Raw genomic sequence first — 2344 nt, 5'->3', positions numbered from 1 at the left:
TGGGGTTCAGGAGACGGGGGACGCGACTGTCGCTGTCGGCGATCTCGACGTAGAGGGCGTGCTGGCCGCGGCGCAGGGTGAGGTGACTGGGGGTCTGCGCGTATCGGATGGCATTGGTGACGAGTTCGCTGACGAGGAGTTCCACCAGGTCGATGTGTTCGGCTAGGTGCCACTGGTAGAGGGCGGCGACCGCGGCGTCGCGGGCGGTCTTGGCTGCCCGGGGGTCTGGGGGGAGCCGGCGGGTGCTGACGGTCGCGGGGGTGGTGGCGTGGACGAGCAGGAGAGCGGCGTCGTCGTCGTAGCCGCCGGTGCGGTCGATGAGAGTGAAGAGGCGGTCGGCGGTGGTGTGCAGGCCGGCGGGATAGGCGAGTGCGGCCTGTAGCCGGCGGGTGCCTTGGTTGATGTCGATGGTGGGGGATTCGACGAGCCCGTCGGTGTAGAGAGCGAGGGTGGCGCCCGGCGGGAACGGGTAGCGGGTTTCGGTGAGCCGCTGACCGGCGACGCCGAGGATGATTCCGCTGTGGTCGTCGAGGAGGTGGACGTCTGCGTGCGGGTCGACGAGGGCGGGGGGCAGGTGGCCGGCGTTGGCGACGGTGATGGTGGCGGTCGCGGGCTCGAAGATGGCGTAGATGCAGCTGACCAGCGCGCCGTCGGGGCCGGCGTCGATGGATCGGACGAGGTCGTCGAGGTGGGTCAGTACGTCCGCGGCGGGCAGGTCGAGGGCGGCGAAGGCGCGGACCGCGGCACGGACCTGTCCCATCACGGCGGCGGCGGTCAGGCCCCGGCCCATGACGTCGCCGATGACGAGGGCGACCCGGCCGGCCGACAGGCCGATGACGTCGAACCAGTCGCCGCCGACCTCGGTGGCGGCGGTGCCCGGCTCGTAGCGCCAGGCGAGTTCCAGGCCCTCGACCGCGGGCAGGTTTCCGGGCAACAGCCCGCGTTGCAGGGTGAGTGCGGCCGTGTGTTGGTGGGCGTAGGCGCGGGCGTTGGCGATCGCGCTGGAGATCCGGCTGCCGAGCTCCGCCGCGAGTTGTACGTCGTGTTCGGTGTAGGACCGGCCGGAGGATCCGACCGCGAAGATGACCACCCCGTGAAACGTGCCACCGGCCAGCAACGGCACATGGATGACGGACCGCAGGCCTATCTGCCTGAAGTACTCACCCGCACCGGGGATGTCGAGGTTACGCACGAGCTGCTCGCCCATTTGGTGCAGCTGTGGTTCACCTACGGCGAATACCTGGTAGTGGGGGGTCTGGCTGGCGAACTCGATCCGCTCACCGATCTGCAGACCGGGTGGTGGTTCAGGGAAGCCAGCCACTCGTGCGTTCACCAGGCGGCGCAGCGGCAGCCGGTCCGGCCTGGCGGCGGTGTCGAGAGGTTCGTCGGTCAGCAGGAGGATGGATTCGTCGGCGAATTCCGGGACGACGAGTTCGATCAACCCTTCCAGGATTGCTGACAGGTCCAGAGACGCCCCGACCAGCCCGCTGGCCCGGCTCAGCAGGCGCAACCGCCGCTCCACCGCCTCCCGACCTGCCTCCGCGTGGCGCTGCTCGGTGACGTCGACGACCGCCACACCTACCGCCTTGGTGATCCCGTCGCGATCGCGGATCGGGTAGTGGGAGACGCGCCAGGCCTGCCGGTCCGGCCCGGTAGCCGGGGTGGTGCCGGCGAGGTCGACGTCGAGGATCGGCTCGCCCGTGGCCAGCACCCGACGGATCACATGCCACGCCTCGGGCTCTACCCCGGGGAGCAGTTCGGCGATGCTCTTGGTCCCGACGTCGCCCGGGGACAGGCCGTTGATGGCGAGAATCGCCTGGTTCATCCAGCAGACTCGCAGGTCGCGGTCGACGACCAGCAGGCCGATCGGGGCCAGGTCGGACATCCGTGCGGCAAGCGTCAGCCTGTCCCATGCGTCCGGGCTGGCGGGGCTGGGGAGTCGGTGCCGCTCCACGTCACGGGCCGCCACCGGAGAGATCGCGGGATTCCCGGATCAGGTCCACCTCCCGCCCAACGTCGAGACGAGCAGCGCACACACAGTCCCCAAAGGGGGCATCCCGTGGCACGGGTAACCGATGCCCCCTGCTCGGATACCCAAACGTCCGAGATCGACAAGCGGCCGTTAGATGATCGTGAGCGGACGAGCCGCCATGACCGCGGTTGGGCGCGGAGTGGTCAGAGCTCTACGGTGAAGGTGAACACGCTGTAGTTGCCCTGGCCGAACGAGCCGTCGCAACTGTCGATTGTCCGTTTCCACGCCCGCAGTTCGAGCAGGTAGCAGCAGGACTGGGGGAATGCGTCCCGCAGGTTGGCGATGGTGAGGCGCATCCGGCCACCGTTCCCC

General features: G+C 69.5%; 1 protein-coding gene. It reads right to left on the bottom strand.

Annotated features, from left to right (window positions below; genetic code table 11):
- Positions 1 to 1969 (bottom strand): SpoIIE family protein phosphatase (locus U9979_RS22745; RefSeq protein WP_322780892.1); only part of this gene is annotated, 1969 nt, incomplete at its 3' end.
- Between the last annotated feature and the right edge of the window lie 375 nt (positions 1970 to 2344).

Origin of the sequence: Protofrankia sp. Cas4 (genome assembly GCF_963555915.1) — a bacterium.
In the GTDB taxonomy this organism is placed as follows: domain Bacteria; phylum Actinomycetota; class Actinomycetes; order Frankiales; family Frankiaceae; genus Protofrankia.
Note: the sequence above shows the minus strand (reverse complement) of the source record. Positions and strands in the feature narration are given on the sequence as shown.